Below are 22,554 nucleotides of genomic sequence, written 5' to 3' on the forward strand. Positions count from 1 at the left end.
GAGTACGGATCATGGCAATCGTCAAGACTAAACCCACATCCGCCGGTCGTCGCCACGTCGTCAAGGTCGTCAGCGAAGATCTGCACAAGGGCAAGCCCTACGCACCCCTGCTCGAGAAGCAGTCGCGCAGCGGCGGTCGCAACAACTACGGTCGCATCACCACCCGTCACGTGGGCGGCGGTCACCGTCAGCACTACCGTCTGATCGACTTCAAGCGCACCAAGGATGGCGTTCCCGCCATCGTCGAGCGCCTCGAATACGATCCGAATCGTAGCGCCAACATTGCGCTGCTGAAGTACCTGGACGGCGAGCGTCGCTACATCATCGCGCCCAAAGGCGTGAGCGCTGGCGACAAGCTCGAGTCCGGTGTGAATGCGGCGATCAAGAAGGGCAACACCCTGCCGCTGCGCAACATTCCGCTGGGTTCCACCGTGCACTGCATCGAGCTCAAGCCCGGCAAGGGCGCGCAGATTGCTCGCAGCGCCGGAACCAGCGCTCAGCTGGTGGCGCGCGATGGCAACTACGCCACCCTGCGTTTGCGCTCCGGCGAGATGCGCAAGGTGCTGTCGGAGTGCCGTGCGACTCTGGGTGAAGTGAGCAATTCCGAGCACAGCCTGCGTCAGCTTGGCAAGGCCGGTGCAAAGCGCTGGAGAGGTGTACGACCGACCGTTCGTGGTGTGGCCATGAACCCGGTTGACCACCCGCATGGTGGCGGTGAAGGCCGCACCAGCGGAGGCCGTCATCCGGTGACCCCGTGGGGCGTACCCACCAAGGGCCACAAGACCCGCAAGAACAAGCGCACTGACGCGCTGATCGTTCGTCGCCGTAAGGCCAAGTAACAGACATTGAGGGGTAACGGCTGTGCCACGTTCACTGAAGAAAGGTCCTTTTATCGACCTTCATCTGCTGAAGAAGGTTGAGGCTGCAGTGGAAAAGAACGACCGCAAACCGATCAAGACCTGGTCGCGTCGTTCCATGATCCTGCCGAACATGGTGGGACTCACCATTGCAGTCCATAACGGTCGCCAACACGTCCCGGTGCATGTCTCCGAGGAAATGGTTGGCCACAAGCTGGGCGAATTCGCTGCCACCCGCACCTATCGCGGTCATGCGGCGGACAAGAAAGCCAAACGGTAAGCCAGAGAGGATTGAGAGATGGAAGTCACAGCTAAGCTGCGTGGCGCTCGTTTATCCGCCCAGAAGGCCCGTTTGGTGGCTGACCAGGTGCGCGGTAAGCCTGTCGCCGAGGCGCTCGACCTGCTGACCTTCTCCCCGAAGAAGGCTGCCAAGCTGGTCAAGAAGGTGCTGCAGTCCGCCATCGCGAATGCGGAAGAAAACAACGGCATGGATATCGACGAGCTGCGTGTCTCGACCATCTGCGTCGATGAGGGCATGACGCTCAAGCGCATCAAGCCGCGGGCCAAGGGTCGTGCGGATCGCATTCTGAAGCGCACTTGCCACATCACCGTCAAGGTAGCCGAGAAGTAGGAGTCGACCAGATGGGTCAGAAAGTCAATCCGACAGGTATTCGGCTGGGTATCGTCAAGGATCACACCTCGGTGTGGTACGCCGAACGCGGTGCTTATGCCGACAAGCTGAACAATGATCTCGAGGTACGTCGCTTCCTCGAGGAGCGCCTGAAGAACGCTTCGGTGAGTAAGATTACCATCGAGCGTCCGGCGAACAACGCTCGTATCACCATTCACACTGCCCGTCCGGGTATCGTGATCGGCAAGAAGGGCGAGGACGTCGACAAGCTGCGTCGTGACGTCACCGCGATGATGGGCGTGCCCGTGCACGTCAACATCGAGGAAGTCCGCAAGCCGGAACTCGACGCCAAGCTCGTCGCGCAGAATATCGCCGGCCAGCTCGAACGTCGCGTGATGTTCCGTCGCGCCATGAAGCGTTCCGTGCAGAACGCCATGCGCCTGGGTGCAGGTGGTATCAAGGTGATGCTGTCAGGTCGCCTGGGTGGTGCCGAAATCGCACGTACCGAGTGGTACCGCGAAGGCCGCGTGCCGCTTCACACCCTGCGTGCGGACATCGATTACGCCACCTACGAAGCAAAAACCACCTACGGCATCATCGGTGTCAAGGTTTGGGTCTTCAAGGGTGAAATCCTCGGGGGCATCGAAGAGGTCCGCGCCAAGGCCAAGCAACAGCCGCAGGCCGCGCCCTCCAAGAAGAAAGGTTCCAGGTAAGGGGAGAGCGAGTCGATGTTACAGCCCAAGCGCATGAAATTCCGCAAGATGATGAAGGGCCGCAACCGCGGTCTGGCCCATCGCGGAAGCAAGATCAGCTTCGGGGAATACGGCCTCAAAGCTACCGGTCGTGGCCGCCTCACCGCGCGTCAGATCGAAGCCGGCCGTCGCGCAATCACCCGCCACGTCAAGCGTGGCGGCAAGATCTGGATTCGCGTATTCCCTGATAAGCCGATTTCCAAGAAGCCTCTCGAAGTCCGTATGGGTAAGGGCAAGGGCTCCGTCGAGTACTGGGTCGCGCAGATCCAGCCGGGTCGGGTCCTGTATGAAATCGAAGGCGTGTCCGAAGAGCTGGCTCGTGAAGCCTTCACTCTCGCCGCCCAGAAAATGCCCGTATCCACCACCTTTGTGAAGCGGACGGTGATGTGATGAAAGCCCAGGAAATTCGTGAAAAGTCAGTTGAGCAGCTCCAGGAGCAGCTCTTCGAACTCCTCCGCGAGCAGTTCAACCTGCGCATGCAGAAGGCCACCGGCCAACTGAGCCAGACTCATCTGCTCAAGCAGGTTCGTCGGGACATCGCCCGGGTGAAGACTGTGCTCAACGAGAAGGCAGGTGACTGAGATGGCCGAAGAAAAGAAAGCCCGTACGCTCACCGGCAAGGTGGTGAGCGACAAGATGGAGAAGTCCATCGTCGTCATGATCGAGCGTCGCGAGCGTCATCCGATCTATGGCAAGTACGTCAAGCGCTCCACCAAGCTGCACGCCCATGACGAGGCGAACCAGGCGAAGACCGGCGATCTGGTTGCTATTCAGGAGTGCCGTCCGCTGTCCAAGAAGAAATCTTGGACCTTGGTCGAAGTGCTTGAGCAGGCCAAGGGCTAAGCTCGGCGTGAGCAGTCAGATTAGGTTTGGAGAAAACCGATGATTCAGACTCAGACAATGCTGGATGTCGCCGACAACAGCGGAGCGCGCCGGGTGCAGTGCATCAAGGTGCTCGGTGGTTCACACCGCCGTTACGCCCACGTTGGTGACATCATCAAGGTCACGGTGAAGGAAGCTATTCCCCGTGGCAAGGTCAAGAAGGGCCAGGTGCTCAAGGCAGTGGTCGTTCGCACCAGAAGTGGCGTGCGTCGTGCCGACGGCTCGCTGATTCGCTTCGACGGAAATGCGGCCGTTCTGTTGAACAACACCAACGAACAGCCGATCGGGACCCGTATCTTCGGGCCGGTGACCCGTGAACTTCGTAACGAGAAGTTCATGAAGATCATTTCCCTGGCGCCCGAAGTGCTGTAAGGAGCGAGGCGGATATGCAAAAGATCAAACGTGACGATCAAGTCATCGTCATCGCCGGCAAGGATAAGGGCAAGCGTGGCACCGTCAAGCGCGTCCTCAGGGACGACCGCTTCGTCGTGTCCGGTGTGAACATGATCAAGCGTCACACCAAGCCCAATCCTATGGCGGGCAATCAGGGCGGTATCGTCGAGCGCGAGGCTCCGATTCACGCGTCCAACGTGGCGATCTTCAATTCGGAGACCGGTAAGGCGGATCGCGTCGGCTTCCAGGTGAAGGAAGACGGTACCAAGGTACGCATCTACAAGTCGACGCAGACGCAGATCGACGCCTAACGCGAGTCGGGTAGCAAAATGGCGAACTTGAAAGAACGTTATCAGAACGAGGTGGTGGCTCAGCTCCAAGAGCAGTTCAGCTACGCCAACGTGATGCAGGTGCCGCGGATCACCAAGGTGACCCTCAACATGGGCATCGGTGACGCGACCAGCGACAAGAAGCTGATCGAGAATGCCATCGGCGACTTGGAGAAGCTCTCCGGTCAGAAGCCGCTGGTGACCAATGCGCGCAAGTCCGTCGCGGGCTTCAAGGTGCGCGAAGGTTGGCCGATCGGCATCAAGGTGACCCTGCGCGCCGAGCGCATGTGGGATTTCCTCGATCGCCTGGTCAACATCGCGATTCCCCGCGTACGTGACTTCCGTGGTCTCAACCCGAAGTCCTTCGACGGTCGCGGCAACTACTCCATGGGTGTACGTGAGCAGATCATCTTCCCCGAGATCGAGTATGATAAGATCGATCGGATTCGTGGTCTGGATGTCACCATCACCACTACTGCCAACACCGACGACGAAGGTCGTGCGCTGCTGAGCGCGCTGAACTTCCCGTTCAAGAAATAAGGGTGGGATCATGGCAAAGAAAAGCATGATGGAGCGTGAGCTCAAGCGCACCAAGCTGGTCGAGAAATATGCGGCCCGCCGTGCCGAGCTCAAGGCGATCATCCAGAGCGTGAACTCTTCCGATGAAGAGCGCTTCGAGGCGACGCTGAAGCTGCAGCAGTTGCCGCGCGACTCCAGTCCGGTACGCCAGCGTAACCGCTGTCGCATCACCGGTCGTCCGCACGGCTACTACAACAAGTTCGGCCTTGGCCGTAACAAGCTGCGTGAAGCCGCCATGCGTGGCGAGGTCCCTGGGCTGAAGAAGTCCAGCTGGTAAGCCGCCACGGAAACATCAGGAGCGCAACGTAAATGAGCATGCAAGACACTCTGGCGGATATGTTCACCCGTATCCGCAATGCGCAGATGGCCACCAAGGAGACGGTTACCATGCCGTCTTCCAAACTCAAGGTCGAGGTGGCCCGCGTATTGAAGGAAGAGGGCTACATTACCGACTTCGCGGTTGCTGAAGGCGCCAAGCCCGAGCTGACCGTGACCCTCAAGTATTTCGAGGGCAGGCCGGTCATCGAGCATCTGCAGCGGGTCTCCAAGCCCTCACTGCGCCAGTACAAGGGCAAGGATGCACTGCCCAAGGTAGCCGATGGTCTGGGTGTGGCGATCGTCAGCACTTCCAAGGGCGTGATGACCGACCGCGCCGCTCGCCAAGCGGGCGTCGGTGGCGAAGTCATCTGCACCGTATTCTAGGAGTCTGGAATGTCCCGCGTAGCCAAATATCCGGTTAAAGTGCCCGCCGGCGTCGAGATCAAGCTCGACGGCGACCAGCTGACCGCCAAGGGTGGTCAGGGCACGCTGTCCTTGACCGTTCACCCGGACGTGGTCATCAGCCAGGGCGATGGTCAGCTGACCTTCACCCCGAGCGAGACCGCTAAGTCCTGGGCCATGGTCGGCACCACTCGTGCTCTGGTCCAGAACCTGGTCACCGGCGTCTCCGAGGGTTTCACCAAGACTCTCGAAATCGTTGGCGTCGGCTATCGTGCCCAGGCAAATGGCCAGACGCTGAATCTGTCACTGGGCTTCTCCCACCCGGTCGAGTATTCCCTGCCTGAAGGTGTCTCGGCGGAAACGCCGAAGAATACCGTCATCGTGCTGAAAAGCGCGGACAAGCAGAAGCTGGGCCAGGTCGCCGCCGAGGTTCGTGCTTTCCGTCCGCCTGAGCCCTACAAGGGGAAGGGTGTTCGGTATGCCGACGAGCAGGTGCGTCGTAAAGAAGCCAAGAAGAAGTAAGGCAGGGTTATGAACGCGAAGAAAGAATCTCGTCTCCGTCGTGCCCGCCGTGCTCGCGCCAAGATGCGCGAGCTGGGCGTGTATCGCCTGTGCGTCAACCGTACCCCGCGTCACATCTACGCGCAGATCATCTCGCCGGATGGTGGCAAGGTGCTGGCCAGCGCTTCCACGCTGGACAAGGACCTGCGCGAGGGTGCCACGGGCAATGCCGACGCCGCCGCCAAGGTGGGTGCGCTGATTGCCGAGCGTGCCAAGCAGGCTGGCATCACCCAGGTGGCCTTCGATCGTGCCGGTTACAAGTACCACGGTCGTGTGAAGGCCCTGGCCGACGCCGCACGTGAAGGCGGCCTGGAATTCTAAAGGGTTTAACGATGGCGAAGAACGAACAGAACACCGGCGATCTGCAGGAAAAGCTCGTGCAGGTCAACCGCGTCGCCAAGGTGGTCAAGGGTGGCCGTATTTTCGGCTTCACCGCGCTGACCGTCGTGGGCGACGGCAATGGTCGTGTGGGCTTCGGCCGCGGCAAAGCACGTGAAGTGCCGGTCGCGATCCAGAAGGCCATGGACCAGGCCCGCCGCAACATGGTCAAGGTGAGCCTGAAGGGCCATACGCTGCAGTACCCGGTCAAGGCCCGTCACGGCGCCTCCAAGGTCTACATGCAGCCGGCTTCCGAAGGTACCGGGATCATCGCCGGTGGCGCCATGCGCTCCGTGCTCGAGCTGGCTGGCGTCCAGGACGTCCTGGCCAAGTGCTACGGTTCTACCAATCCGGTCAACGTGGTGCGGGCCACCGTGAAGGGTCTTACCGCCATGCAGTCGCCGGAAGACATCGCCGCCAAGCGCGGTTTGTCTGTCGCAGCGATTACGGGGTAACCACCATGGCAGCAACACTCAAGGTAACCCAGGTCCGCAGCACCATCGGCACCCTGCCCACGCACAAGGCCACCATGAAGGGCCTCGGGCTGCGCCGTATCGGTCACACGGTCGAACTGGAAGACACCCCTGCCGTGCGCGGCATGATCCACAAGGTCAATTACCTTGTGCGGGTAGAGGGAGAGTAATCCATGAAACTCAACACGCTGAGCCCGGCTCCGGGCTCCAAGCATGCTGAAAAGCGCGTGGGTCGTGGTATCGGTTCCGGTCTGGGCAAGACCGGCGGCCGTGGCCACAAGGGCCAGAAGTCGCGCAGCGGCGGCACCGTGAAGCCTGGTTTCGAGGGTGGTCAGATGCCGCTGCAGCGGCGTCTGCCGAAGTTCGGCTTTACGTCGGCCAAGTCGCTGGTTTCCGAAGAGGTACGTCTGAGCGAACTGGCCAAGGTCAGCGGCGAGGAAGTCACCCTGGAAACTCTGAAGCAGGCCAATGTGCTGAAGGATGCCACGCAATTCGCGAAGATCATCCTGTCCGGCGACGTCAACAAGGCGGTCACCGTGCGCGGTCTGAAGGTCACCAAGGGTGCCCGTGCCGCAATCGAAGCCGCTGGTGGCAAGGTAGAGGACTAAATGGCCAAGTCAGGAAACATGCCGGCGATGGGCAGCGGTCTGAGTGAACTGTGGGCGCGTCTGCGCTTCGTGCTCCTCGCCATTGTGGTGTACCGTATCGGTGCCCATATCCCCGTTCCCGGTATCAATCCTGACCAGCTTGCTGCCTTGTTCAGGGAGCAGCAGGGCACCATCCTGGGCATGTTCAACATGTTCTCGGGTGGCGCCCTGGAGCGCATGAGCATCATGGCGCTGGGCATCATGCCCTACATCTCGGCGTCGATCATCATGCAGCTGCTGACTGCCGTCTCGCCCCACCTTGAGCAGTTGAAGAAGGAGGGCGAGGCAGGCCGCCGTAAGATCAGCCAGTACACCCGCTACGGTACCGTGCTGCTGGCCTTCGTCCAGGGCACCGGCATGTCGGTGGGCCTGGCGAGCCAGGGCATCGCCTATACCGCTGACTTCAGCTTCTATTTCACTGCCATCGTCACCTTTGTGTCGGGTGCAGTGTTCCTGATGTGGCTGGGTGAGCAGATCACCGAGAAGGGAATCGGCAACGGCATCTCGCTGCTGATCTTCGCCGGTATCGTTGCCGGCCTGCCTGGTGCGGTGGGTCAGGCGTTCGAGCTGGCCCGCAACGAAGGTGCGTGGAACGTGCTGCCGCTGCTGGCCCTCTCCGTGCTGGGTGTGGCGACCGTGGCCTTCGTGGTGTTCATCGAGCGCGGCCAGCGCCGTATCACGGTGAACTACCCGCGGCGTCAGGTGGGCAACAAGATGTATGCCGGGCAGAGCAGCTATCTGCCGCTGAAGGTGAACATGGCGGGCGTCATTCCGCCGATCTTTGCCTCCAGTATCCTGCTGTTCCCCGCCTCCCTTGGCCAATGGGTCGGGGCGGGCGACGGCATGGAGTGGCTGCAGCGGGCTTCACAGGCTCTTGGGCCGGGACAACCGCTGTACATCTTGCTTTTCGCCGCGGCGGTGATATTCTTCTGCTTCTTTTACACAGCACTGGTCTTCAATCCCAAGGATGTCGCTGACAACCTCAAGAAGTCAGGGGCTTTCCTGCCGGGCATTCGTCCTGGCGAGCAGACCGCTCGCTATGTCGACAAGGTCATGACCCGTCTGACCCTGTGCGGCGCCCTGTACATCACTGCGGTTTCCCTGATGCCCCAGTTCTTGATCGTGGCGTGGAACGTGCCGTTCTTCTTCGGCGGTACCGCGCTGCTGATCATTGTGGTGGTCATCATGGACTTCATGGCCCAGGTGCAGTCGCATCTCATGTCGCACCAATACGAATCGGTGATGAAGAAGTCCAACCTGAAAGGCTACGGCAGCGGCGGTATCATGCGCTGAGCTGCGCTGCCGCTGATGTGGCGCGCCGCGTGCCGATTTTGGAGAAGGAACGATGAAAGTTCGAGCTTCCGTCAAGAAGATGTGCCGCAACTGCAAGATCATTCGTCGCAATGGCGCGGTTCGCGTCATCTGCATCGAGCCGCGGCACAAGCAGCGCCAGGGCTGAACCTGGCGTCTGGAAAGCGGTGCCGGCATACCCCTTGCCCCGGAAAGGGTAAAGGGGTATGCTGTTGCGCCTTTTGTAGTGACTAATCGAGCAAGCCGCTCAAATTTCGGAGAAAGCTGATGGCCCGTATTGCAGGCGTCAATATCCCGGACAACAAGCATGCGGCGATCTCGCTGACCTATATCTTCGGGATTGGCCGCACGCGCGCGCAGGACATCTGTGCCGCTGCCGGCATCGCGCCGACTACCAAGATTCAGGAGCTGTCCAGCGATGAGCTGGATACCCTGCGTAATGAAGTCGGTAAGTACACCGTGGAAGGTGACCTTCGTCGTGATGTAACGCTGAACATCAAGCGTCTCATGGACCTGGGTTGCTATCGTGGTCTGCGTCATCGTCGTAGTCTTCCGCTGCGTGGTCAGCGGACCAAGACTAACGCGCGTACCCGTAAGGGCCCGCGTAAGCCGATCCGCAAGTAACACGCACGTTCTGGCGTAAAGACAGGAATAGACATCAACATGGCTAACCCGCGTAGCAACCGTAAAAAGGTTAAAAAGCAGGTTGTGGATGCCGTTGCGCATATCCACGCCTCTTTTAACAACACGATCGTGACGATCACAGACCGCCAGGGCAACGCTCTTTCCTGGGCAACTGCCGGTGGTTCGGGTTTTCGTGGTTCTCGCAAGAGCACCCCGTTCGCTGCTCAAGTGGCAAGCGAACGTGCAGCGACCGCTGCAGCCGAGTATGGTGTGAAAAACGTCGACGTGCTGGTCAAGGGCCCCGGTCCTGGCCGTGAATCCGCCGTGCGCGCCCTGAGCGCCGCTGGCTTCCGCGTGCAGAGCATCACTGACGCGACGCCCATTCCCCACAATGGCTGCCGTCCGCCGAAGAAACGCCGCGTTTAAGGAGACAGATTCATGGCTCGTTATATTGGACCGAAGTGCAAACTGTCTCGTCGTGAAGGCACCGACCTCTTTCTGAAGAGCGGTGTGACTCCCTTCGAGAAGAAGTGCAAATCCGAGCAGATTCCGGGTGTGCACGGCCAGCGCCGTCAGCGTCTTTCCGACTACGGCTTGCAGCTTCGTGAGAAGCAGAAAGTACGCCGCATCTACGGTGTGCTCGAGAAGCAGTTCCGCAGCTACTACAAGGAAGCCGCCCGTCGCTCCGGCGCTACCGGCGAAGTCCTTCTGCAGCTGCTGGAGTCCCGACTGGACAACGTCGTCTACCGCATGGGCTTCGGCTCCACGCGTGCCGAAGCTCGCCAGCTGGTCAGCCACAAGGCGATTGCGGTCAATGGCCGTACCGTCAACGTGGCCTCCTTCCAGGTGAAGCCGGGTGACGTGATCACTATTCGCGAGAAGGCGAAGAACCAGGCGCGCATCCAGAGTGCGCTTTCCATCGCGGCCAATCGTGGCGACGTTGCCTGGATCGAGGTGGACGCGAAGAAGATGGAAGGCACCTTCAAGGCTATCCCGGAACGCGGCGACCTGTCTGCCGACATCAACGAAAACCTGATCGTCGAGCTGTACTCGAAGTAAGCGTCGCTGAATGCGCCGTGCCGACCCCTTGGGGTCGGCCAGAGTACCGAGTAACCGTTAGGCAGCCTCAAAGGTGTAGTTATGCAGCGTTCAGTGACAGAGTTTCTCCGTCCGCGCGATATCAAGGTCGAAGAGATCAGTGCGCATCACGCTAAGATCGTGCTCGAGCCGTTCGAGCGTGGCTTTGGCCACACTCTGGGCAATGCGCTGCGCCGCATTCTGCTCTCGTCCATGCCCGGCTGTGCCGTGGTGGAAGTCGAGATTGCCGGCGTAGAGCATGAGTACAGCGCGATCGAGGGTGTTCAGGAAGATGTCATCGAGATCCTCCTCAACCTCAAGGACGTGGCCATCCGCATGCACAGTCGCGACGAGGCGGTGCTCTCGCTGAACAAGCAGGGCCCGGCCGTGGTGACTGCGGGTGACATCGCTCTCGATCATGATGTCGAGATCGTCAACCCGGATCACGTCATCGCTCACGTCAACGAAGGTGCCGAGCTCAAGATGCAGCTCAAGGTCGCGCGCGGTCGTGGCTACGAGCCGGCGGATGCTCGCCTGAGTGCCGACGATGAGTCACGTGCCATCGGTCGCCTGCAGCTGGATGCTACGTTCAGCCCCGTGCGCCGTGTCTCGTATGCCGTCGATGCCGCGCGTGTCGAACAGCGTACCGACCTCGACAAGCTGATCATTGATCTGGAAACCGACGGCACCCTGGATCCTGAAGAGGCCATCCGTCGCAGTGCGACCATCCTGCAGGAGCAGCTGTCCGCGTTCGTCGACCTGGAAGCCGACAAGGAGCAGGAGATCGAGGAAGAAGAGGATCATGTCGATCCGATTCTTCTGCGCCCCGTAGACGATCTCGAATTGACTGTCCGCAGCGCCAACTGCCTGAAGGCCGAGAATATCTACTACATCGGCGATCTGATCCAGCGCACAGAAGTCGAGCTGCTGAAGACCCCGAACCTCGGCAAGAAATCCTTGAATGAAATCAAGGATGTGCTGGCGGCGCGCGGTCTTTCCCTTGGCATGCGGCTGGAAAACTGGCCGCCGGCGAGCCTGAAGGACGACAAGGCCTCTGCGTGAGCGTCGATTCGAGTCCCAGTTTGGTAAGGAATTGCAACCATGCGTCATCGTAAGAGTGGTCGTCATCTGAATCGTACCAGCTCGCATCGCCAGGCCATGTTCAAGAACATGAGCGTGTCGCTGATCGAGCATGAAGTGATCAAGACAACCCTGCCCAAGGCCAAGGAACTGCGTCGCGTTATCGAGCCGCTGATCACCCTGGCCAAGCAGGACAGCGTTGCCAACCGGCGTCTGGCCTTCAGCCGCACCCGCTCCAAGGAAGCGGTCGGTAAGCTCTTCAACGAGCTGGGTCCGCGTTACGTCGAGCGTCCGGGCGGCTATGTCCGTATCCTCAAGTGCGGCTTCCGCACCGGCGACAACGCCCCCATGGCCTTCGTCGAGCTCGTCGACCGTCCGGTCGTCGAGGCAGAGGAAGTCGCTACCGAGGAGTGATCCTCGGCGGCGGGCCTGGTCCGGCAGTGCTGTAGCAATACGAAAAACCCGGCTTCTCGCGAAGCCGGGTTTTTTATTGGCATGCGACCCTACTTGGACGTTGCTGGCTCGGCCTGTCTGCGTTTGGCCCGCTCCAGCAGCGGCTTGAGGAAGCGACCGGTATGCGAGACTTCCATTGCCGCCACCTGCTCGGGGGTGCCTTCGGCGATGATCCGCCCGCCCCCGGAGCCGCCCTCGGGGCCGAGGTCGACGATCCAGTCGGCGGTCTTGATCACGTCCAGGTTATGCTCGATCACCACGATGGTATTGCCGTGGTCACGCAGGCGGTGGAGAACCGTGAGCAGCTGGCGTATGTCCTCGAAGTGCAGCCCGGTGGTGGGCTCGTCGAGGATATAGAGGGTCTTGCCGGTGTCGCGCTTGGCCAGCTCGCGCGCCAGTTTGACGCGCTGGGCCTCGCCGCCGGAAAGCGTGGTGGCGCTCTGTCCCAGCCGGATGTAGGAGAGGCCGACGTCGAGCAGGGTCTGCAGGCGCCGGGCGATGGCCGGTACCGGGCTGAAAAACGCCAGCGCTTCCTCCACGGTCATCTCGAGCACCTCGTCGATGCTCTTGCCCTTGTATTCGATTTCCAGCGTCTCGCGGTTGTATCGCTTGCCTTTGCAAACGTCGCAGGGCACGTAGATATCGGGCAGGAAGTGCATCTCGACCTTGATCATGCCTTCGCCCTGACACGCTTCGCAGCGGCCTCCTTTGACGTTGAAGGAGAAGCGCCCCGGCTTGTAGCCGCGTGAGCGAGCCTCTTGGGTGCCGGCGAAAAGCTCGCGGATCGGGGTGAAGATGCCGGTGTAGGTGGCCGGGTTGGAGCGCGGTGTGCGACCAATGGGGCTCTGATCGATGTCGATTACCTTGTCGAGCTGGTCGAGCCCCTCGATGCGGTCGAAGGGCGCGGGTGTCAGGGTTGTGGCGTGGTTGAGCTCGCGTGCGGCGATCGGCATCAGCGTGGCGTTGATCAGCGTCGACTTGCCTGAACCTGAGACCCCGGTGACGCAGATGAACAGCCCCAGCGGCAGGCTCAGGGTGACGTCATGCAGGTTGTTGCCGCGTGCGCCGCTGAGCACGAGCCGCTTTTCGGGGTTGCCGGGGATGCGCCACTTGGGTACCTCGATGCGGCGCTTGCCCGACAGGTACTGGCCGGTGAGCGAGTCATCACTGGCCATCACCGCTTCCGGCGTGCCCTGAGCCACGATGCGGCCCCCATGCACCCCGGCGCCGGGGCCGATGTCGAGCACGTGGTCGGCGGCGCGGATGGCGTCTTCGTCGTGCTCGACGACGATCACCGTATTGCCCAGGTCGCGCAGGTGAACCAGCGTCTTGAGCAGGCGGTCGTTGTCGCGCTGGTGCAGGCCGATGGAAGGCTCGTCGAGGATGTACATGACGCCGACCAGGCCGGCGCCGATCTGGCTTGCCAGGCGAATGCGCTGGGCCTCGCCGCCGGAAAGCGTCTCGGCGCTGCGTTCCAAGTTGAGGTAGTCGAGCCCGACGTTGACGAGGAATTCCAGGCGCGCCTGGATCTCGTTGACCACCTTCTGGGCAATCTCGCCCTTGCGTCCAGGCAGGGCAAGCTGCTGAAAGTAATGCCAGGCCTCGCCGATGGGCAGCTGAACGATCTGCGGTAGGGTGTGGTCGTCGACAAAGACATGACGGGACTCCTTGCGCAGGCGCGAGCCCTGGCAGGTGGGGCAGGGGCGGTCGGCGATGTAGCGCGCCAGTTCCTCGCGCACCATGCTCGACTCGGTCTCGCGATAGCGACGCTGCATGTTGGGCAGCACGCCTTCGAAAGCGTGTTCACGGGTCACGCGGCGGCCACGGTCGTTGACGTAGCTGAAGGCGATCTCGTCCTCGCCGCTGCCGTGCAGGATGATCTCACGCTCGTGACGGGCAAGCTCCTGCCAAGGTGTCTCCAGGGTGAAGCGATAGTGATCGGCCACCGCCTGTAGCTGGCTGAAGTAGTAGACGCTGCGCCGGTCCCAGCCTTTGATCACGCCCTCGGCCAGCGACAGCTGAGGGTGGCTGATCAGCTTGTCGGGGTCGAACACCTGCTGCACGCCCAGGCCGTCGCAGGTGGGGCAGGCGCCGGCGGGGTTGTTGAACGAGAACATGCGTGGCTCGAGCTCGGCAATGGCGTAGCCGCAAACCGGGCAGGCGAAGCGCGCCGAGAAGGTGATGTCCTCGGCATCGCCGTCCATGAAGTGCACCACGGCGATGCCGTCGGCCAGGTTGAGCGCGGTTTCGAACGATTCCGCCAGGCGCTGGGCCAGCCCCTCGCGAACCTTGATTCGGTCGACCACCACGCTGATGTCGTGCTTCTTGTGCTTGTCCAGCGGGGCGATGTCATCGAGCTCCAGCGCTTGGCCGTTGATCATGACCCGCACGAAGCCCTGGGCGCGCAGCTCGGCAAGCAGCTGCAGATGCTCGCCCTTGCGCCCTTTGACCACCGGAGCCAGCAGCATCAGCTTGCTACCCTCGGGAAGGGCCAGCACCTGATCGACCATCTGGGAGATGGTGCTGGCCTCGAGCTCCTCGTCGTGTTCCGGGCAGCGCGGCGTGCCGGCGCGGGCGAACAGCAGGCGCAGGTAGTCGTAAATTTCGGTGATGGTGCCGACCGTGGAGCGAGGATTGTGAGAAGTCGATTTCTGCTCGATGGAGATCGCCGGTGACAGCCCTTCGATGTGGTCGACGTCGGGCTTCTCCATCATCGACAGGAACTGGCGGGCGTAGGTGGAAAGAGACTCCACGTAGCGGCGCTGCCCTCGGCATAGAGGGTGTCGAAGGCCAGCGATGACTTGCCCGACCCTGAGAGCCCGGTGACCACGATCAGCCTGTCGCGGGGCAGCTCGACATCGATCTGCTTGAGGTTGTGGGTGCGGGCACCCTGACCAGAATCCTGTCCATTCCCACCTCATGGCGCTCGGCAAAACCTTCATTATACGTGTGAGCCGAGGCGCGCGCCAAAGCGCCACCGGTCCGGCCGTTCCCTGTGTGGCTGGGAATCGTTAGAATAGGCGATTCATTCGATGGGGCTCAGCCCTACCACCCATGGAAGCCTCTCCCCCATGCGCAAGGTCTCGGGTCTGCTGCTAGCCACTGAACGGCGCGCCATTACCGGCCTGGCGAGCCTGTATGCCGCGCGCATGCTGGGACTGTTCATGGTGCTGCCGGTGCTGGCGCTTTATGCTGATGACCTGGTGGGCGCTACACCGCTGATGGTGGGCCTGGCATTGGGCGTCTATGGGCTGACCCAGGCCATCCTGCAGATCCCCTTCGGCGTGCTGTCCGATCGGCTCGGGCGCAAGCCTGTTATCGCCGGTGGCCTTTTGCTCTTCGTGGTGGGCAGCGTGGTCGCGGCCAGCGCGGAGAGCATCCAAGGCGTCATTCTGGGCCGCGCCCTGCAGGGCAGCGGGGCGGTGGCGGCGGCGATCATGGCGCTGCTGGCCGATCAGACCCGCGAGCAGGTGCGCACGGCTGCGATGGCCACCATCGGGTTGTCCATCGGCGTGGCCTTTGCGGTGGCCATGGTGCTTGGCCCGTGGCTGGCGGCGACGTTCGGCCTCGCCGCGGTATTCTGGTTCACCGCCCTGCTTGCCGCCCTGGGCTTGGTCGTGCTGTGGAAGCTGGTACCTCCCGCGCCACGCCGGATGCGTCATCGCGACGTTGGCATCGATCGCCAGCAGGTGACGACCATCCTCACCCGCAGCGATCTGTGGCGGCTCGACCTATCGATCTTCGCCCTGCACTTGGTGCTTATGGCGATCTTCCTGGCCGTGCCGTTTCGCCTGGTCGAGGTCGGGATCGGCGCCGAGCGGCATGGTGTCACCTATCTCGGTGTCATGGCGCTGGCGTTCATCGGCATGGTGCCGCTGGTAGTGATTGCGGAAAAACGCCAGCGCATGAAAGGCATGAGTCTGCTGGCCATCGCCTTGATGGCGGCCAGCCTTGGCGGGCTTGCCGGTCTCGATGGCATCTGGGCGCTGTTTGCCTGTCTGCTGCTATTCTTCATCGGTTTCAACCTGCTGGAGGCCATGCTGCCCTCGATGCTCAGTAAGCTGGCGCCGGCTGGGGCGAAGGGCACCGCCATGGGCATCTATTCGACCAGCCAGTTTTTGGGCGCCTTCCTCGGCGGCGTGATGGGCGGCTTCATCGTGCAGCAGTGGGGCCTGGGGGCGGTGTTCATCGTCAGCGCCGTGGTGGTCGGCGGCTGGTGGCTGGTGATGCTGGGCATGCCGACCCCGCCGCACCTGTCGAGCGAAGTGGTGGCACTCGACGAGGAGCACCAGGGCGATGCCCTAGAAGCACTGATGGCAAATTTTGCCGACGTGGCCGGCGTCGAAGATGTGCTGGTGGTCCCCGAGGAGCGGCTGGCCTATCTCAAGGTCGACCGTCGTCATCTCGACGAGGAAGCGCTCGGTCGCTTGATTCGATCACGCCGTCACGAAGGCTAGCCGGCTATGCCCGGGCTAGCGCACGAACTATCACCGAATTCATGACGAGTTCACGACAACACACAGGAGTCTCCTATGGCCCGCGGCGTCAACAAGGTCATCCTCATCGGCAACCTGGGGCAGGACCCCGAGGTGCGCTTCATGCCGTCCGGCAGTCCCGTCGCCAATCTGCGCGTCGCGACGACCGACACCTGGACCGACAAGCAGAGCGGCCAGCGCCAGGAGCGCACGGAGTGGCATTCGGTGGTGCTGTTCAACCGCCTGGCTGGAGATCGCTCAACAGTTCCTGAAGAAGGGCTCTCGAGTCTATCTCGAAGGGCGGCTGCAGACGCGCAAGTGGCAGGGGCAGGACGGCCAGGACCGCTACACTACCGAGATTGTCTGCAATGACATGCAGATGCTCGACTCCCGCAGCGGAGGCGACTTCGGCGGCCAGCCCGGCGCAGGCATGGGCCAGCAGGGCGGCTATGGTGCGGCGCCGCAGGGCGGCGGCTATGGTGCGCCGTCGCAAGGCGGCGGCTACGGCCAAGCTCCCCAGCAGGGCGGTCATGGCGGTGGTCAGCCGCAGCGTTCGGCGCCGGCTGGCCAGCCCCAGCAGCAGGGCGGACAGCACCAGCAGCCTCAGCAGGGAGGGCAGCGGCAGGGCAATTACGGTGCGCCGGACCCGGGTAGCTTCGACGATTTCGATGACGAAATCCCGTTCTAGGCATTACCGGCCCACGGAGGCTGTCGAGTGAAGCTGTTGATTCTGGATGCCGGCCACTGCCTCAATCTGGCGATGGCGCGGCTGGCCCATCGGCGCAGTGACACCGAGCTGGTGATCGAGGCGGGTCTGTCGCTGGATGCTGTGCGACTGCGGGAGCTGGCGCCGGATGCCGTCATCATCCCGCCGCTGTCGGCGCCGATGGAGATCGAGCCGGCCGCCGTGGTGGCGCATGGCGAAGGCGTCGACGCCTGCCTGGCGGCCTGTCGCGAAACCGATACGCCCCTGGTCTGGTGCGTTTCCGACCAGCTCTACCAGGACGGCTTCGACGTTCCCATCGACGAGCATGTCATCCCGGCGCCGCGTGACGAGAGCCTGCGTCGATTGATCGCCGTCGGCGACCGCATCCGCAGCACGCACCCGCGCCACCTGATCGTGCGGCTGGGCCCGCTGTTTGCTCTGGAAGGCGGCCATGCCTGGCTCAGCGGCATCATCGACAGCCTGGTCGGTGGAGAGGATGTCCGTGCCGCCCAGGATGTGATCTTCTGCCCCACCTCGGCCGATGCGGTGGCCATGGCGCTGGTAGGCATGCTGCACCAGCTCGGCTGCGGGTCCGGTGCCTGGGGTTCCTATCACCTGGCGGGCACTGAGCCGGTCAGTGCCTATACCTTCACCTCCATGGTGCGCACGCAGCTGCTGACCCGCCTGGAAGGAATCGGCGAGCAGGTGGCGCTCGGCGAGGTGAAGCCGCTCAAGCATCACCATGACCAGCCGCTGCGTCGCGTGCTCAACTGCCGACGGGTGCTTGAGGCCTTTGGTGTGCACCAGAAGCCCTGGCGGCTGGAGGTGGGGCGCCTGCTCGACGACTGGTGTCAGGCGCGCTGCGCTCCCGACCCCGATGATGATAGCGGAACCCTGTGATGAACCTGTTGCGCAGCCTGCTGTTCTACCTGGGCTATTTCTTCGCCATTCTGGTCAGCGGCGTACTGTTCCTGCCAGTGGCGCCGTTCCTGCCGCTGGCGAGCCGTTACCGCCTGCTCAATCTCTACAACCACTTCATCACCGCCTGGTTTCGCTGGACCTGTGGCGTTCGCTATCGCATCAGCGGGCGCGAGAACCTGCCCGCTGGGCCCTGCGTGGTCCTGGCCAACCACCAGTGCGAATGGGAAACCGTCTACCTGCAGATCCTCAAGCCACCGGTCTGTACGGTGCTCAAGCAGGAGCTGCTGCGCATCCCCGTGTTCGGCTGGGGCCTGCGGTTGCTGCATCCCATTGCGCTTGACCGCTCGAAGCCGGCCCGCGCCATGCGGCAGGTACTGTCGCAGGGCGTCGCACGGCTGCAGGAGGGCTTGTCGGTGCTGATCTTTCCCGAAGGGACTCGCGTGGCCCCTGGGCAGCGGCGGCGCTACAACAAGAGCGGTGCAGTGATTGCCTGCCGCGCCGGGGTGCCGGTGGTGCCGGTGGCACACAATGCGGGCGAGCGCTGGCCAGGACGGCACTGGATCAAGAATCCTGGGGTGCTGCATCTGGTGGTGGGCCAGCCGATCGATACCGTTGGCCGCACGCCGGAAGAGGTGCTGGTCGAGGTCGAGGCGTGGATCGAGGCGCGGCTGGCCGAGATCTCCGAGGTGCCGCGTCCGACCGTGGCCAAGCCCGCGGTGGAGGCCGGCGCGGAGTGAGCGGCGGCTTACGCACAGGCAGGCCTATGCGTGCATGTAAGTTAGCGTGAAGGAAGTCGTGGCCACGCAAAGCGCGCCCCATGGGGCGCCTTTGCGTGGGGCGGGGTCGCCTAGTCGCGATAGCGCTGCAGCACCAGGCAGGCGTTGGTACCGCCGAAGCCGAAGCTGTTGGAGAGCACGCGATCGACGCTGACGTTGTCGCGGCGCTGGGTGACGATATCGAAGCCGGCCGCCTGCTCGTCGAGGGTTTCGACGTTGGCGGAAGCGGCGATGAAGTCGTTCTCCATCATCAGCAGTGAGTAGATGGTCTCCTGCACGCCGGTGGCACCCAGCGAGTGGCCGGTCAGGGATTTGGTGGAACTCATCGGCGGCGTGCTGCTGCCGAACACCTCGCGGATCGCCTTGAGTTCGGCGACATCGCCCACCGGCGTGGAGGTGCCGTGGGTATTGATGTAGTCGATCTTGCCTTCCACGGTGGCCAGGGCCTGGCGCATGCAGCGGGCAGCCCCTTCGCCAGACGGCGCGACCATGTCATGGCCATCGGAGGTGGCGCCGTAGCCCACTAGCTCAGCGTAGATCTTCGCGCCGCGGGCACGGGCGTGCTCGAGCTCCTCGAGCACCAGCATGCCGCCACCGCCAGCGATGACGAAACCGTCGCGAGCCTGGTCGTAGGGCGCGAGGCCTTGTCCGGCGTGTCGTTGTAGCGGGTCGAGAGCGCGCCCATGGCATCGAACAGACAAGACAAGGTCCAGTGCTCTTCCTCGCCGCCGCCAGCAAAGACGATGTCCTGCTTGCCCATCTGGATCTGCTCCATGGCGTTGCCGATGCAGTGGGCCGAGGTGGCGCAGGCCGAGGAGATCGAGTAGTTGACGCCCTTGATCTTGAACGGCGTGGCAAGGCAGGCGGAGACGGTGCTGCCCATGGTGCGAGTGACGCGGTAGGGGCCGACGCGGCGCAGGCCTTTGTCGCGCATGGCGTCGGCGGCCTCAACCTGGTTGGCGCTGGAGGCGCCGCCGGAGCCGGCGATCAGGCCGGTGCGCTCGCTGGAGACCTGCTCGGGCGTCAGGCCCGCGTCCTCGATGGCCTGGGCCATGCTGACGTAAGCGTAAGCGGCGGCGTCGCCCATGAAGCGGCGCAGCTTGCGGTCGATCAGCGCATCGAGGTCGATGTCCACGACGCCGGCCACCTGGCTGCGAAAGCCGCGCTCGGCATACTCCTCCTTGAAGCGAATACCCGAGCGCCCGTCCTTGAGGGCATCGAGGACCGCCTGACGGTCATTGCCGAGGCAGGATACGATGCCCAGGCCGGTGACTACCACTCGTCGCATGGAAGCCTCCTGAATCAGAAATTCGCAGTAGAGGTGAACAGGCCGACACGGAGGTCATGAGCCTGATAGATTTCACGCCCATCGACCGTCACGGTGCCGTCGGCCATGCCGAGAATCAGACGTCGGCTGATGATGCGCTTGATATGGATATGGTAGGTGACCTTCTTGGCCTCGGGCAGGATCTGGCCGGTGAACTTCACCTCGCCGCAGCCCAGGGCGCGACCGCGGCCCGGATGGCCGAGCCAGCCCAGATAGAAGCCCACTAGCTGCCACATGGCGTCTAGCCCCAGACAGCCGGGCATGACCGGGTCGCCCGGGAAGTGGCAGTCGAAGAACCACAGGTCCGGATGGATATCCAGCTCCGCAATCAGCTCGCCCTTGCTGAACTGGCCACCCTGTTCGTTGATCTGGGTGATGCGGTCGAGCATCAGCATGTTGGGAGCCGGCAGCTGTGCGTTGCCAGGGCCGAAGAGCTCACCGCGGCTGCATGCCAGCAGTTCTTCACGTTCGAAGGAGTGTTGCTTGGTCACTGAGTCGTTCCGAGTCGCTGTTATCGTGAGCCTTCCCGCACGCATCGCAAATGCGGCATGGCACTGACGGCCGACCTGCCCGGGCGGCCCCGCCTAGTCTACTGGCCGAGGACGGTGAATGCACGTCAGGCATGACGCTGTGCGCGCAACGGATTAAAGTGTCGTGTCAATGTGTCGATACACTTAACCGGGTCGATGCATCGCATGGGCACAATTCGTTTTTTCTAGCCGTCGGACCGGGACAAGACATGTGGGCTTCCTTTGCGATCAACCGCCCGTTGACCTGGGCCTCGCTGGCGGCGCTGCTGGCCTGTATCTGGCTGCCCAATCCTGGCCTCAGGCTGGTGGCGGTCGGCATCGCCGCGTTCGGCATCATCGACGCCTGGCGCCAGGTGCAGCGCGACCGCCAGCATGCCGAGCTGATGCAGCAGGCGCTGATGCTCTCCGAGGAGGAGTGCAGATCACCGACGCCGAGAACCGCATCCTGGCCGTCAATCCCGCCTTCACGCGAATCACCGGCTTCACCGAAGACGAGGTGCGGGGCTCAATGCCGCTAGCCTGGCGGCGGCTCGGCATGATACTGCCTTCTTCAAGCGCTTCTGGCAGACCCTGGAGAGCAAGGGGCGCTGGGAGGGCGAGATCTGGAACCGGCGCAAGCAGGGCGATGAATTTCCCGAGTGGCTGCGGGTCAAGGCGGTAACCGGCGCGCGCGGCAAGGTCAGCCACTATGTCGGCACCTTCACCGATATTTCCGTGCACAAGGCCCGTGAGCAGGATCTGCGGCGCATCGGCTTCGAGGACCCGCTGACCGGACTGCCCAACCGCCGCCGGCTGCATGACCTGATGACCTCGCGGGTACGTCACCTGCGTGCTGGCGAGAGCCTCGACATGGCCATCATCGACATCGATGGCTTCAAGTCGGTCAATGATAGCCTGGGGGTGGAGCAGGGCGATCGTCTGCTGGCGCGCTTCGGCCAGCGCCTGGCGCGGCATGTGGCCGGCGGGGTCGTCGGGCGGCTGGGAGGGATGAGTTCCTGGTCATTCGCACGACCACTTTCGACGACCATGAGCAGTGGGTTGCCGGGCTGCGCCAGCACATGGGCGAACCCTTCGAGGTGGGCAACCATTCGTTGCGCCTGGGGCTGTCCATCGGCAGCTGCCGGGCGCCCGAGGACGGCCACGACTCCGGCGTGCTGTTCCAGCGCCTGGAGTCGGCGCTCTACTCGGCCAAGCGTCACGGGCGCAACGTCAGCCAGCGCTTTCGTCCGGCGCTCGATGTGCAGAATGCGCCGCACATGGCGCTGGTATACAGCCTGCGCGACGCGCTGGCCAAGGGCGAGCAGCTGGAGCTGCACTACCAGACCCAGCATCGGGTGCAGGATGGAACGGTGGTGGGCATGGAGGCGCTGCTGCGCTGGCGTCACCCCGAGCATGGCATGGTCTCGCCGGGCGACTTCATTCCCCTGGCCGAGCGCCATGGCCTGATGGGGCCGCTCGGCAACTGGGTGATCGACGAGGCGCTGGCCCAGATGGCTCGCTGGCGTGAGCTGGGCATGCCCAAGCTTCCTGTGTGGATCAACATCTCGGCCATTCAGATGTTCCAGGGCGAGCTCGAGGCCGCGCTGTCGGCGGGGCTGGCGCGCCACGGCATTACCCCCGGCCAGCTCGGACTGGAGCTGACCGAGTCGGTGCTGCTTGACGAGCGTGCCGGCGATATCGTGCCTCGCCTTGAGGCGCTGCGTGCCAAGGGGCACCGGATCGCCATCGATGACTTCGGCATGGGCTATTCGTCGCTGAGCTATTTGAAGAATCTGCCGCTGGACAAGCTTAAGCTCGACCGCGCCTTCATCAACTCCCTGCCCGGCGATGCGGCGGATGCCGCCATCGTCAGTGCCGTGCTGGCCATGGCGCGCGGGCTGGGGCTCGACGTGGTGGCCGAGGGTGTGGAAACCCAGGAGCAGCTCGACTTTCTGCAAAAGGCGGGCTGTCGCCTGGTGCAGGGTTATCTGTTCGCCCGCCCCATGTCGGCACAGATGCTCGAGACCACCTGGCAGGGCGAGGCCACGCAGGCCTCGGCCACGCTGGGTCCACGCCCCGCCGCCTGAACCCCC

Annotated in this window: 28 protein-coding genes and 4 pseudogenes; 29 read left to right on the plus strand and 3 right to left on the minus strand. The window is 62.9% G+C overall.

The features are described 5' to 3' along the window. Positions 1 to 11 precede the first annotated feature (11 nt). From rplB to rplQ, 24 genes are all read left to right on the plus strand, one after another. A complete protein-coding gene (rplB, locus tag ACUDAL_RS00140; RefSeq protein ID WP_444676690.1) occupies positions 12 to 839 on the plus strand; it encodes a 50S ribosomal protein L2 in 828 nt (275 codons plus the stop codon). A gap of 22 nt (positions 840 to 861) precedes the next feature. Continuing rightward, entirely contained in the window at positions 862 to 1,137 is a 276-nt protein-coding gene (gene rpsS, locus ACUDAL_RS00145) for a 30S ribosomal protein S19 (RefSeq protein ID WP_009098993.1), read from the plus strand. A gap of 18 nt (positions 1,138 to 1,155) precedes the next feature. After that, a complete protein-coding gene (gene rplV, locus ACUDAL_RS00150; RefSeq protein WP_010626471.1) occupies positions 1,156 to 1,488 on the plus strand; it encodes a 50S ribosomal protein L22 in 333 nt (110 codons plus the stop codon). A gap of 11 nt (positions 1,489 to 1,499) precedes the next feature. Then, the gene (rpsC, locus tag ACUDAL_RS00155; protein WP_086507995.1) at positions 1,500 to 2,201 is read left to right on the plus strand and encodes a 30S ribosomal protein S3; all 702 of its coding nucleotides are present in this window, start codon (positions 1,500 to 1,502) and stop codon (positions 2,199 to 2,201) included. 15 nt (positions 2,202 to 2,216) lie between these two features. After that, entirely contained in the window at positions 2,217 to 2,630 is a 414-nt protein-coding gene (gene rplP, locus ACUDAL_RS00160; protein ID WP_444676691.1) for a 50S ribosomal protein L16, read from the plus strand. Continuing rightward, entirely contained in the window at positions 2,630 to 2,821 is a 192-nt protein-coding gene (gene rpmC / locus ACUDAL_RS00165) for a 50S ribosomal protein L29 (RefSeq protein WP_010626474.1), read from the plus strand. Before rplP ends, rpmC begins: the two co-directional genes overlap by 1 nt. Position 2,822: 1 nt before the next feature. Beyond that, a complete protein-coding gene (gene rpsQ / locus ACUDAL_RS00170) occupies positions 2,823 to 3,083 on the plus strand; it encodes a 30S ribosomal protein S17 (RefSeq protein ID WP_444676692.1) in 261 nt (86 codons plus the stop codon). A gap of 39 nt (positions 3,084 to 3,122) precedes the next feature. Then, positions 3,123 to 3,494: a 50S ribosomal protein L14 gene (rplN, locus tag ACUDAL_RS00175; RefSeq protein WP_444676693.1), complete on the plus strand. Its 372-nt coding sequence runs from the start codon at positions 3,123 to 3,125 to the stop codon at positions 3,492 to 3,494. 14 nt (positions 3,495 to 3,508) lie between these two features. After that, complete coding sequence (rplX, locus tag ACUDAL_RS00180; RefSeq protein ID WP_444676694.1) at positions 3,509 to 3,826, plus strand: 50S ribosomal protein L24; 318 nt, start codon at positions 3,509 to 3,511, stop codon at positions 3,824 to 3,826. An 18-nt stretch (positions 3,827 to 3,844) separates the two neighbouring features. Continuing rightward, on the plus strand, positions 3,845 to 4,384 hold the full coding sequence (gene rplE, locus ACUDAL_RS00185; protein WP_444676695.1) for a 50S ribosomal protein L5: 540 nt from the start codon (positions 3,845 to 3,847) through the stop codon (positions 4,382 to 4,384). A 10-nt stretch (positions 4,385 to 4,394) separates the two neighbouring features. Continuing rightward, positions 4,395 to 4,700: a 30S ribosomal protein S14 gene (rpsN, locus tag ACUDAL_RS00190; protein WP_444676696.1), complete on the plus strand. Its 306-nt coding sequence runs from the start codon at positions 4,395 to 4,397 to the stop codon at positions 4,698 to 4,700. 32 nt (positions 4,701 to 4,732) lie between these two features. Continuing rightward, on the plus strand, positions 4,733 to 5,125 hold the full coding sequence (rpsH, locus tag ACUDAL_RS00195) for a 30S ribosomal protein S8 (protein ID WP_444676697.1): 393 nt from the start codon (positions 4,733 to 4,735) through the stop codon (positions 5,123 to 5,125). Between the two features lie 9 nt (positions 5,126 to 5,134). After that, a complete protein-coding gene (gene rplF, locus ACUDAL_RS00200) occupies positions 5,135 to 5,665 on the plus strand; it encodes a 50S ribosomal protein L6 (RefSeq protein WP_444676698.1) in 531 nt (176 codons plus the stop codon). Between the two features lie 9 nt (positions 5,666 to 5,674). Continuing rightward, the gene (rplR, locus tag ACUDAL_RS00205; RefSeq protein ID WP_104205215.1) at positions 5,675 to 6,025 is read left to right on the plus strand and encodes a 50S ribosomal protein L18; all 351 of its coding nucleotides are present in this window, start codon (positions 5,675 to 5,677) and stop codon (positions 6,023 to 6,025) included. 11 nt (positions 6,026 to 6,036) lie between these two features. Beyond that, the gene (gene rpsE, locus ACUDAL_RS00210; RefSeq protein WP_444676699.1) at positions 6,037 to 6,537 is read left to right on the plus strand and encodes a 30S ribosomal protein S5; all 501 of its coding nucleotides are present in this window, start codon (positions 6,037 to 6,039) and stop codon (positions 6,535 to 6,537) included. 5 nt (positions 6,538 to 6,542) lie between these two features. Next, positions 6,543 to 6,725, plus strand: coding sequence for a 50S ribosomal protein L30 (rpmD, locus tag ACUDAL_RS00215; RefSeq protein ID WP_444676700.1), 183 nt, complete (start codon positions 6,543 to 6,545; stop codon positions 6,723 to 6,725). 3 nt (positions 6,726 to 6,728) lie between these two features. Further along, complete coding sequence (gene rplO / locus ACUDAL_RS00220; RefSeq protein WP_444676701.1) at positions 6,729 to 7,163, plus strand: 50S ribosomal protein L15; 435 nt, start codon at positions 6,729 to 6,731, stop codon at positions 7,161 to 7,163. After that, entirely contained in the window at positions 7,164 to 8,495 is a 1,332-nt protein-coding gene (secY, locus tag ACUDAL_RS00225) for a preprotein translocase subunit SecY (RefSeq protein ID WP_444676702.1), read from the plus strand. It abuts the gene before it with no gap. A gap of 52 nt (positions 8,496 to 8,547) precedes the next feature. Further along, complete coding sequence (rpmJ, locus tag ACUDAL_RS00230) at positions 8,548 to 8,661, plus strand: 50S ribosomal protein L36 (protein ID WP_009099023.1); 114 nt, start codon at positions 8,548 to 8,550, stop codon at positions 8,659 to 8,661. A 119-nt stretch (positions 8,662 to 8,780) separates the two neighbouring features. After that, positions 8,781 to 9,137 (plus strand): 30S ribosomal protein S13, encoded by a 357-nt coding sequence (rpsM, locus tag ACUDAL_RS00235; protein ID WP_444676703.1) that lies wholly within the window; start codon positions 8,781 to 8,783, stop codon positions 9,135 to 9,137. A 39-nt stretch (positions 9,138 to 9,176) separates the two neighbouring features. Beyond that, positions 9,177 to 9,563, plus strand: coding sequence for a 30S ribosomal protein S11 (gene rpsK, locus ACUDAL_RS00240; protein ID WP_010626488.1), 387 nt, complete (start codon positions 9,177 to 9,179; stop codon positions 9,561 to 9,563). A gap of 12 nt (positions 9,564 to 9,575) precedes the next feature. Next, entirely contained in the window at positions 9,576 to 10,196 is a 621-nt protein-coding gene (gene rpsD, locus ACUDAL_RS00245) for a 30S ribosomal protein S4 (RefSeq protein ID WP_444676704.1), read from the plus strand. A gap of 81 nt (positions 10,197 to 10,277) precedes the next feature. Beyond that, a complete protein-coding gene (locus tag ACUDAL_RS00250) occupies positions 10,278 to 11,276 on the plus strand; it encodes a DNA-directed RNA polymerase subunit alpha (protein WP_444676705.1) in 999 nt (332 codons plus the stop codon). Between the two features lie 39 nt (positions 11,277 to 11,315). Beyond that, positions 11,316 to 11,708 carry a 50S ribosomal protein L17 gene (gene rplQ, locus ACUDAL_RS00255; RefSeq protein WP_444676706.1) on the plus strand — a complete coding sequence of 131 codons (393 nt, stop codon included), beginning with the start codon at positions 11,316 to 11,318 and terminating at the stop codon, positions 11,706 to 11,708. Between the two features lie 89 nt (positions 11,709 to 11,797). Here the strand turns inward: rplQ and uvrA are convergent. Beyond that, a pseudogene (uvrA, locus tag ACUDAL_RS00260) lies at positions 11,798 to 14,657 on the minus strand (excinuclease ABC subunit UvrA). A 161-nt stretch (positions 14,658 to 14,818) separates the two neighbouring features. Here uvrA and ACUDAL_RS00265 point away from each other — a divergent pair. From ACUDAL_RS00265 to ACUDAL_RS00280, 4 genes and pseudogenes are all read left to right on the plus strand, one after another. Then, positions 14,819 to 16,204 carry an MFS transporter gene (locus tag ACUDAL_RS00265; RefSeq protein ID WP_444676707.1) on the plus strand — a complete coding sequence of 462 codons (1,386 nt, stop codon included), beginning with the start codon at positions 14,819 to 14,821 and terminating at the stop codon, positions 16,202 to 16,204. Between the two features lie 75 nt (positions 16,205 to 16,279). Next, positions 16,280 to 16,910: pseudogene (ssb, locus tag ACUDAL_RS00270) on the plus strand (single-stranded DNA-binding protein). Positions 16,911 to 16,937: 27 nt separating this feature from the next. Then, positions 16,938 to 17,828 (plus strand): sugar nucleotide-binding protein, encoded by an 891-nt coding sequence (locus ACUDAL_RS00275; RefSeq protein ID WP_444676708.1) that lies wholly within the window; start codon positions 16,938 to 16,940, stop codon positions 17,826 to 17,828. Beyond that, positions 17,828 to 18,586, plus strand: a complete 759-nt coding sequence (locus ACUDAL_RS00280) for a lysophospholipid acyltransferase family protein (protein WP_444676709.1) — start codon at positions 17,828 to 17,830, stop codon at positions 18,584 to 18,586. Before ACUDAL_RS00275 ends, ACUDAL_RS00280 begins: the two co-directional genes overlap by 1 nt. Before the next feature lie 110 nt (positions 18,587 to 18,696). Here ACUDAL_RS00280 and fabB read toward each other — a convergent pair. Together fabB and fabA are read right to left on the minus strand one after the other, a co-directional pair. Continuing rightward, positions 18,697 to 19,913, minus strand: a pseudogene (gene fabB / locus ACUDAL_RS00285) (beta-ketoacyl-ACP synthase I). A 14-nt stretch (positions 19,914 to 19,927) separates the two neighbouring features. Further along, complete coding sequence (gene fabA / locus ACUDAL_RS00290) at positions 19,928 to 20,443, minus strand: 3-hydroxyacyl-[acyl-carrier-protein] dehydratase FabA (protein ID WP_444676710.1); 516 nt, start codon at positions 20,441 to 20,443, stop codon at positions 19,928 to 19,930. A 248-nt stretch (positions 20,444 to 20,691) separates the two neighbouring features. Here fabA and ACUDAL_RS00295 point away from each other — a divergent pair. Next, positions 20,692 to 22,548: pseudogene (locus tag ACUDAL_RS00295) on the plus strand (putative bifunctional diguanylate cyclase/phosphodiesterase). Positions 22,549 to 22,554: the final 6 nt, after the last annotated feature.

The organism is Halomonas sp. E19 (assembly GCF_052439355.1).
Classification (GTDB): Bacteria; Pseudomonadota; Gammaproteobacteria; order Pseudomonadales; family Halomonadaceae; genus Halomonas.

Coding starts and splice junctions, on each gene's coding strand:
- rplB (WP_444676690.1), top strand. CDS start 12: ATGGCAATCGTCAAGACTAAACCCACATCCGCCGGTCGTCGCCACGTC.
- rplV (WP_010626471.1), top strand. CDS start 1,156: ATGGAAGTCACAGCTAAGCTGCGTGGCGCTCGTTTATCCGCCCAGAAG.
- rpsC (WP_086507995.1), top strand. CDS start 1,500: ATGGGTCAGAAAGTCAATCCGACAGGTATTCGGCTGGGTATCGTCAAG.
- rplP (WP_444676691.1), top strand. CDS start 2,217: ATGTTACAGCCCAAGCGCATGAAATTCCGCAAGATGATGAAGGGCCGC.
- rpmC (WP_010626474.1), top strand. CDS start 2,630: ATGAAAGCCCAGGAAATTCGTGAAAAGTCAGTTGAGCAGCTCCAGGAG.
- rpsQ (WP_444676692.1), top strand. CDS start 2,823: ATGGCCGAAGAAAAGAAAGCCCGTACGCTCACCGGCAAGGTGGTGAGC.
- rplN (WP_444676693.1), top strand. CDS start 3,123: ATGATTCAGACTCAGACAATGCTGGATGTCGCCGACAACAGCGGAGCG.
- rplX (WP_444676694.1), top strand. CDS start 3,509: ATGCAAAAGATCAAACGTGACGATCAAGTCATCGTCATCGCCGGCAAG.
- rplE (WP_444676695.1), top strand. CDS start 3,845: ATGGCGAACTTGAAAGAACGTTATCAGAACGAGGTGGTGGCTCAGCTC.
- rpsN (WP_444676696.1), top strand. CDS start 4,395: ATGGCAAAGAAAAGCATGATGGAGCGTGAGCTCAAGCGCACCAAGCTG.
- rpsH (WP_444676697.1), top strand. CDS start 4,733: ATGAGCATGCAAGACACTCTGGCGGATATGTTCACCCGTATCCGCAAT.
- rplF (WP_444676698.1), top strand. CDS start 5,135: ATGTCCCGCGTAGCCAAATATCCGGTTAAAGTGCCCGCCGGCGTCGAG.
- rplR (WP_104205215.1), top strand. CDS start 5,675: ATGAACGCGAAGAAAGAATCTCGTCTCCGTCGTGCCCGCCGTGCTCGC.
- rpsE (WP_444676699.1), top strand. CDS start 6,037: ATGGCGAAGAACGAACAGAACACCGGCGATCTGCAGGAAAAGCTCGTG.
- rpmD (WP_444676700.1), top strand. CDS start 6,543: ATGGCAGCAACACTCAAGGTAACCCAGGTCCGCAGCACCATCGGCACC.
- rplO (WP_444676701.1), top strand. CDS start 6,729: ATGAAACTCAACACGCTGAGCCCGGCTCCGGGCTCCAAGCATGCTGAA.
- secY (WP_444676702.1), top strand. CDS start 7,164: ATGGCCAAGTCAGGAAACATGCCGGCGATGGGCAGCGGTCTGAGTGAA.
- rpmJ (WP_009099023.1), top strand. CDS start 8,548: ATGAAAGTTCGAGCTTCCGTCAAGAAGATGTGCCGCAACTGCAAGATC.
- rpsM (WP_444676703.1), top strand. CDS start 8,781: ATGGCCCGTATTGCAGGCGTCAATATCCCGGACAACAAGCATGCGGCG.
- rpsK (WP_010626488.1), top strand. CDS start 9,177: ATGGCTAACCCGCGTAGCAACCGTAAAAAGGTTAAAAAGCAGGTTGTG.
- rpsD (WP_444676704.1), top strand. CDS start 9,576: ATGGCTCGTTATATTGGACCGAAGTGCAAACTGTCTCGTCGTGAAGGC.
- ACUDAL_RS00250 (WP_444676705.1), top strand. CDS start 10,278: ATGCAGCGTTCAGTGACAGAGTTTCTCCGTCCGCGCGATATCAAGGTC.
- rplQ (WP_444676706.1), top strand. CDS start 11,316: ATGCGTCATCGTAAGAGTGGTCGTCATCTGAATCGTACCAGCTCGCAT.
- ACUDAL_RS00265 (WP_444676707.1), top strand. CDS start 14,819: ATGCGCAAGGTCTCGGGTCTGCTGCTAGCCACTGAACGGCGCGCCATT.
- ACUDAL_RS00280 (WP_444676709.1), top strand. CDS start 17,828: ATGAACCTGTTGCGCAGCCTGCTGTTCTACCTGGGCTATTTCTTCGCC.